We start from the raw sequence: 6,757 nt of genomic DNA, 5'->3' as shown, positions 1-6,757 counted from the left end.
TGGTAGCACAGTTGCTGTGTCAAGGCGTACACTGTGATAGCGAATAGCACACCTACTACAGAAGGAGCCGGGCATGTCCCTAGAGCGCACTCCGCCGTACCTCCAGGTGGTCGCGGAGCTGAAGCAGAAGATCGTGAGCGGGGACCTGAAGCACGGCGACAAGCTGCCGTCGGTCCGCGACCTGGCGACCGAGTACGGCATCTCGACCGCCACCGCGCAGAAGGTGCACCGCACGCTCAAGGCGGAGGGACTGGCCGAAGCCCGGCAGGGAGCGGCCACCACGGTCAGCACTCACCGGACCCTGCACCGCACGGCGGCCGACCGCCTGGAAGCGGCCCTGACCACGGGCCGGATCTACGCCGACGGCGAGTACGCCGTCATCACCGGCGCCGACCTGTCCGAACCCCCGGAGTGGGTCGCGGATCTCCTCGACATCGAGGCGGGCGGGCAGGCCGTCCGCCGACAGCGGATCACCCACAACTCCGAGGACCAGCCCGTCAGCGCGTCAACGAGCTGGTTCGCCCGCGAACTCGCCGACGCTGTGCCCGCCCTGCTGGTCCGCGACCGGATCATCGGCGGCACGCCGTCCGCCATCGAGGCAGCGACCGGCCGCCGGGCAGTCGCCTCCGAGGAAGCGACGACCGCCGCCGCAGCATCGGAGGAGCAGGCACAGGCACTCGGCATCACCACCGGCGCACCCGTGTCCCTGTCCCGGAACGTCTACGTGGACGCCCAGGGCGACCTGATCGAGGTTGGCGAGTCCGTAGCCCCCGCCGGGCGGTGGCGCGTCCACCACTCGTGACCCTGCCCCACTGCAAGGCCCCGCCGGTATCCGGCGGGGCCTTCGTCTTTGCACAGCCAACTCCGCCTCGGCCCGCAGCGGTTTTCCGCGTACCTAGCTGTACGGCCGTCTGCGGCCCTCACCCCGTGGCCCAAGGCCATGAGTCCACCCCGCCCCTGACAGGCGCTCAGACGGCCGTCTGTGGCCCCTGGCGGCCACGCTAGGCGGTTTACGTGGCACCGCCGCTGCCGACTGCCGCCCGGCACGGGGTCCTCAGGGGAGGCTGGCTACGGGGGAGGGGGTGCCCGTCCCCCACCGGGATCGGCCGCCGAAAAGGCCGGCACCCGGTGCGGCCCGGTGCCACACGGGCGCAGGGACCGCGCCACCGTGCCGGACGGCCGCACCGTCGTGGCGGGCGTGGCGCTCACCCGCTACGCGGGCCTGCCCTGGCCGCCCGCCGGTGACGCACTGGCCCGCCGCCGGACTACTCGCGGGGGCGGCCGGGGTCGAGGACCACGACCAGGACGTCGGCCCCGACCGTCACTGCCCACGCTGCCGCGCGAACCCGCCGGGCACGCCGTCGCCTAGTCCGCGCCGCCGCTCGGTTCACCGCCCACCGGAAACGCGAGCTGACCAGCGGACTCCGCATCGTCACGTGACGTTGCAGGGGGCGGAACTCGGCGAACGTCACGTGACGTTCCTCGGGTCAGGTCCGGCGGAGCGTCGGGGTCGAGGCCCTGGCGCCGCATCGACTCGCGCACCGCCACCGCCAGCTCGACCGCCTCACGCTGCCGCCGCACCTCGTACGCACGCTGCCGACACGACCGGCCGCAGTACCGGCGCGGCTTCGTGCCCAGCGACTCCGGCACCGGCGTGAGGCAGTGCTCGCACAACCGCCGCCCCTCCCCGTCACGGGGGATCTCTCGTCTCATGGCGCACACCCTTGCATCACCGATCCCACGGCCGCCGACGTCGAGCAGCTGCACGACGTCGAGCACGACCAGGAGCACGAGCACGTGACCGACAACCGGCGGTTGTCGCCAAGATCGTCACGGTCACACCTCTTGCATTACGCGTCCGGTTCGGGTGAGTGGCCGGCACCGGGGCAGCCCGTACGTTCGCCCGTACGCAGCCCGTACGCCGGGGCGTACGGGCTGCCCCGCCCTGACCAGCTCTGATCCGTCGTCACCACGGAGACCACACCCACCCTTCGTCCCTCTGGGTGGGTGTGGTCTCCGTGGTGTCTCCGGGAGCTGGTCAGGGCGGGGCAGGTGGAGCAGCAGACGGGGGGAGCGAGTTAGTGCGTACTGGGGTCAGTTACGCGTTGGCGGTCTTGCGGCGGCGGGCTCGGTGGACGTGTTCCGCGAAGGTCCGGGCGGCGGGTTGGGCGAGCAGGTCTGCGGCTCGGGGCGCGGCTGTGTCCTCCCCGGCCTGGGTGGTCGGCTCGTCCTCGGTGGGCGGGTCGAAGACGTCGATGCCCCACCGCAGGCCCCAGGACTCGATCAGCAGCCGGACCCCGCCGATTCCGTGTGCCTCCGCCACCTTCACGAGGTCGAGGCGGCGGCCGGGCACGCGGGCAACGTGCCGGTACCAAGTGCCGGACGGGATGACCAGGATTGGGACCAGGCCGCCGGACTCGTCGGTGATCTCGTCCTCGGTCCGCTCGTCCTGCGGGATCTCCAGCAGCTTCACCAGGGCGTTGAGGCCCTGCGTGCGGTACTGCTTCCGCACGCCGAAGATGCCGCGCTCACGCTCGCGGTACTTCTCGGTGAAGATGCCCGGCACGCCGGACGCGGCCAGTTCCTCGGCCGCCGCGTCGCCGAGCTGCCACGGCCCGAGGCGGCCGGACCGGCCTTCCTTGAGGTCCTGGCGGGACAGCTCAAGGCCGATCTTGGCCGTGCCCTTGTCGCCGTCCTTGTACAGGTAGCGGGCCGTCTCGCCCTCTTCGCCGCTGTTGAGCGAGCGCAGGTCGGTGCCGTGCCCCTCCCCGCCGCACGAGCAGTCGGGCCGGTCGCATGTCTGGCTCACCTCGTAGCCGCCCGCGTTGCGCACGCCGTCCGCCCATGCCTTGGCGATGGCCCGGCGGAACGCGAGTTGGGCGTCCGCGTCGAGCGGCGCTTCCGTGACCCACAGCGTGTGCCAGTGCAGGTGGAAGCCCGTTTCCGGGCCCCAGGTGTCTTCGTAGGCCCGTTCGTAGCCGATCACGCCGAAGTCCGCCCGCAGTCGCCGCCACGGCCGCCCAGCGGACCCGTAGGCCCCGCGCCAGCCGTCGTGGAGGACGGAGACCAGGCCGAACCGCTCGCCCTTCCGGTTCGAGCCGAACGGCATTCGGGGGAAGTGCCGCAGCGTGGACGTACCGAGGTGCAGCCCGTACCCGGCCGCCGCCAGGCCGTCCGCCATCGCCTGCGCGTTCGCCGCCCGGACCGCCAGGATGCGCGCTCCGCACCAGGCGCACAGGTGGACGTTGTTGCACCGGCAGACGCCCGTGATGGCCGCCTCACCGGCTGCCGCCATCAGCGTCGCCGCCTTGCCCGTAAGCCGGTTGCCGCACGCGCGGAACGCCTCCCCGAGCGCCACCGTCTGATGGCGGTCGCGCCGAGCGAACCGTTCGTCGCGCGGGTCCTTCTTCGGCTGTCCGTTTTTGGGCTTCGCAGCTTCCGCCGCAACGCTCTGACCTGCGGCGGACGGAGATTTTCCCTTACTACTGAAGCCCGCGTCCCTTTTTGGCTCGGGCCGGTCCTGCCCCGCACCCTTTGTGGTGGTTTCGGCGTTTCGGGCAATTGCCCGCTTCGCCCGCTTCTTGCACGCCTCGGAGCAGTAGATCTTGGGGCGCTTGCCGGGGATGTGCACGATCGGCTTGCCGCAGCCGGGGCCGGTGCACCGGGGGCCGCGTGCTGATGCGGCAGCGGCATCGCTCTGTACGCTTGTCACAGCAACGTTCTCCGTCTCGGTTTGGCGAGGTCGGGGAGCGGCAAGCCCTGGGGGTCCAGCCCGGGGCTTGTGCTCTTTGTGGGGTGATCGTGTCACCCCGTGATCAGAGTGAAGGGCAGCGCCCCGCCGGATACCGGCGGGGCGCTGTCGTGTCGTCAGGCGGCGATCCCGTCCAGCTCGGTCTGTCCGGGGATGGGCTGCTGGTCGTCGAGGCGGGCGTAGACGCGCTGGACGTGGGAGGCGGACCGGGTGGACACCCGTGCGGCCTCACGGATGCTCAGGCCGTCCCGCCATGCCCGCTCGATGACGACGCGGGCGTCGTCGGTGTCGAGCCTCGGGCGCGGGGGGACAGGGGGGATGGGGAGGTGTCCCCCGCAGATGACCTGCGGGGATGCGGGTGCCGGCGGGAGCTCCGGGCGGGGGGTGGGGGACACCTCGGCCGCGCCGGTGTCCCGGGTGAGGGTCCAGCCCTGCGGCACGTCGGCCAGCGACCGCGAACCCTCGGTGAGGTCCCGCGCGCGGGACACCCGGTCGAGCGCGGCGGCCCGCTCCGTGGCGAGCGCCTCGGCGGCGGTGGAGACCTCCGCCAGCCGGGCCCGCTCCGCGTCGGTCTCGGCCCGCAGCCGGGCCCGGTCGATGGCCACCCGGTCGCGCTGCTCCTGGCGGTGCGTGCGGATCTCCTCCAGCGCCTGGGGGGTCAGCTCGGTGCCCTCCCACAGGGAGTGCACCCAGGTGAGCGCGCGGGACACCAGCGGGAGGACCGCCACGGCGCCCCACGCGACGCTCGCCGTCTCGACCGCGTGCACGACCAGGAGCACGGTCGACAGGGCCGCGATCCCCCACGTGAGGCGGGTGACCGGCCGGGTGTCCGCCCCGGCGTCCCGCATCCGGGACTCGTACTGAGCGGCCGTCCACCAGGCGCCATCGAGGACGAGCGCGACCAGGACGCCGAGCCACCACACCGGCAGCCAGGACGCCAGGGCGCCAGCCGTGGCGCCCATCGCGGCGAGCGTCAGGGCGTGAGCGATGCGCGTCATGCCGACACCTCCCCGGCCGCGATGCTCAGCGAGCCGTCCTCGGCGCGGACCAGCTCGCCGCGCTCGACCAACCTCGCGACCGTCTTGGACACCGTGCCCTTGGCGAGCCCGGACGCCGTGACGACGTCCTTCTGCCGAACCGCCCCGGCGCGCACCGCGTCGAGGACGGCCGACTCGGCGTCCGACCGGGGCGCGGGCACCGAAGCCGCGGGCGGTGCCGCACCCCCTCCGCCCGCGTCCTTGACCAGCCTCAGCGCGGGCCGCGCCGATTCGGCCGGCACCGGGACCGGAGCCGGGGCGGCAGCCGTCTGCCGGTGCCAGATCGGCCGGTCGGGCAGGGCGATCACGTCGGCCGGGGAGAACGCCCGCGTACGGATCGGGTGCGGCGCCACCTTCGGCCCGGACCTCAGCAGCGCGACGCCCGGCATGGGCAAGTCGTGCGCGTGCCAGCCCCGTTCCGTCGCGTCCTCACCGAACACCACCCGGGACTCACTGGAGGTGCTGAGCGCGAGCGCGGCCCGGTAGGTGATCTGAGCGCTGATCTGCGGGTCGATGCCGCCGTTCTTGTCCATGGTCGGCTTCTGCGTGGCCCAGATCAGGATGATCTCCGCCGCCCGCGCCATCCGGGCGAGCGTGCGGAAGTTGTCCATGATCCGGCCGTGACCCTTCTCCCGCGCCATGGAGATCACTTCGGCGCCCTCGTCCACGAACACCGTGATCCGGGGACGGGCCGGGGTCACCGCGATCGTGTCCCGGCCGCGCGGGATCTCCTCCAGCCGCTCGTGCATCTCCACGACCAGGAGGTCCGAGACGCTCAGCACGTCGTCCGCACGCACCGCCGTGAGGGCCCGGTGTTCCCAGTTCAGCGCCTCCACCCGCTTGGGGTCGATGACGACCAGGCGGTGGTCCTCGGTCTCCGACGCCTCGGCCAGCAGGGCGCGGGTCGACCAGGACTTGCCGGAGCCGGACGTACCGGCGATCAGCATGCGGCGGCCCAGCGGGACCATGACCGGCTCACCGGTCACCGTGTCGACGCCCCACGGGGCGCCCGGCGTCCAGCCGGTCAGCTCCACGCCGTCGGCCGCGCTGCGGGTCCGCAGCGTGATCGTGGCGCGGTCGCCGTGGCTGCCCGGCTTGATCTCCATGCGGAGGTCGGTCCGGGCTCCGAGCATCGCCCGGATCTCCTCGTGCTTGGCGCGGAAGCTGGACGGCTTCCACCGGCCGTCAAGCCGCACCTGCGTGACCAGACCGGCCGGGGTCAGCTCCGCCGGGGACGGCACCGTACCCGCCAGCCCGCGCTCCTCCGCGTGCTGCACCCAGTACGACGGGTCCAGCCGCTCGACCAACCGCCGCTCCTCCGCCGTCAGGTCGTCCGGCACGGCGGCCGTGACCGACCGGCGCCCGACCAGGACCGCCGCCGCGTTGCCCGCGATGAGCGCGGCCGACGTCGCCACCGGCCACGGCGACGCCATCGCCCAGGTGGCGATTCCGGCCGGAAGCGTGTGCCCGGCGTGCGCGGCCGTGGCCACCGCACCGAGCGTGGCCGGGTACTCCCGACGCGCCGCCGACAGACCGGCCCGCGCCGACTTCTGGCCCTTTTTCGCCGCGCGGTTCGCCGTGGCCGCCGCACGGCGCCCGGCACTCAGCGGGTTGCGCGAGTCCTTCCGGGCCCGCGTCAGGTCCGTCCGCGCACGGGCAGCCAGCGCCCGAGCCGACGTGTGGTTGCGCTGAGCCTCCATCAACTTCTTGAGGTTCTCCGGCGTCCGGAGCTTCCGGCGACGGTCCGCCTCGGCGTCCCACCGGGCCGCCAGGGGGGCGCACAGGGGCGCCACGGAGTCGAGTGCACGGGCGGTGTTGAGCCGCGCCGTCTTGGTTCCTCCTGCGATCTTGCTCCATGCTTCGGTGCGGTCCACGTGTCCTCCAAGGTGGCGTGGATCAGGGCCGGGCCTGCTGTGGCGCAGCGGGTTCGGCCCGCCTGTTTTGTGCCGGTTTCCGCCCCCCGGTTTCC

At 73.0% G+C, this 6,757-nt stretch carries 4 protein-coding genes; 1 reads left to right on the top strand and 3 read right to left on the bottom strand.

The window, feature by feature from the left end; all coding sequences use genetic code 11:
* Window positions 1–73: 73 nt before the first annotated feature.
* Window positions 74–802 carry a GntR family transcriptional regulator gene (locus LJ221_RS22505; protein ID WP_241718544.1) on the top strand — a complete coding sequence of 243 codons (729 nt, stop codon included), beginning with the start codon at window positions 74–76 and terminating at the stop codon, window positions 800–802.
* 1,296 nt (window positions 803–2,098) lie between these two features.
* On the opposite strand, the gene LJ221_RS22500 is transcribed toward LJ221_RS22505, so the two are convergent.
* The 3 genes from LJ221_RS22500 to LJ221_RS23810 all read right to left on the bottom strand — a co-directional run bounded on the left by LJ221_RS22500 (window position 2,099) and on the right by LJ221_RS23810 (window position 6,662).
* The gene (locus LJ221_RS22500) at window positions 2,099–3,295 is read right to left on the bottom strand and encodes a hypothetical protein (protein ID WP_241718543.1); all 1,197 of its coding nucleotides are present in this window, start codon (window positions 3,293–3,295) and stop codon (window positions 2,099–2,101) included.
* Between the two features lie 572 nt (window positions 3,296–3,867).
* On the bottom strand, window positions 3,868–4,749 hold the full coding sequence (locus LJ221_RS22495; RefSeq protein WP_241718542.1) for a hypothetical protein: 882 nt from the start codon (window positions 4,747–4,749) through the stop codon (window positions 3,868–3,870).
* Window positions 4,746–6,662, bottom strand: a complete 1,917-nt coding sequence (locus tag LJ221_RS23810; RefSeq protein WP_241718541.1) for a MarR family transcriptional regulator — start codon at window positions 6,660–6,662, stop codon at window positions 4,746–4,748. The genes LJ221_RS22495 and LJ221_RS23810 overlap by 4 nt, the downstream gene beginning before the upstream one ends.
* Between the last annotated feature and the right edge of the window lie 95 nt (window positions 6,663–6,757).

The organism is Streptomyces sp. CNQ085 (assembly GCF_022614595.1).
Taxonomy (GTDB): Bacteria; Actinomycetota; Actinomycetes; order Streptomycetales; family Streptomycetaceae; genus Streptomyces.
Note: the sequence above shows the minus strand (reverse complement) of the source record. Positions and strands in the feature narration are given on the sequence as shown.

What these genes read in the sequence shown, in the direction of transcription:
- LJ221_RS22505 (WP_241718544.1), top strand. Translation starts at nt 74, where the DNA reads ATGTCCCTAGAGCGCACTCCGCCGTACCTCCAGGTGGTCGCGGAGCTG.
- LJ221_RS22500 (WP_241718543.1), bottom strand. Translation starts at nt 3,295, where the DNA reads ATGGCGGCAGCCGGTGAGGCGGCCATCACGGGCGTCTGCCGGTGCAAC.
- LJ221_RS22495 (WP_241718542.1), bottom strand. Translation starts at nt 4,749, where the DNA reads ATGACGCGCATCGCTCACGCCCTGACGCTCGCCGCGATGGGCGCCACG.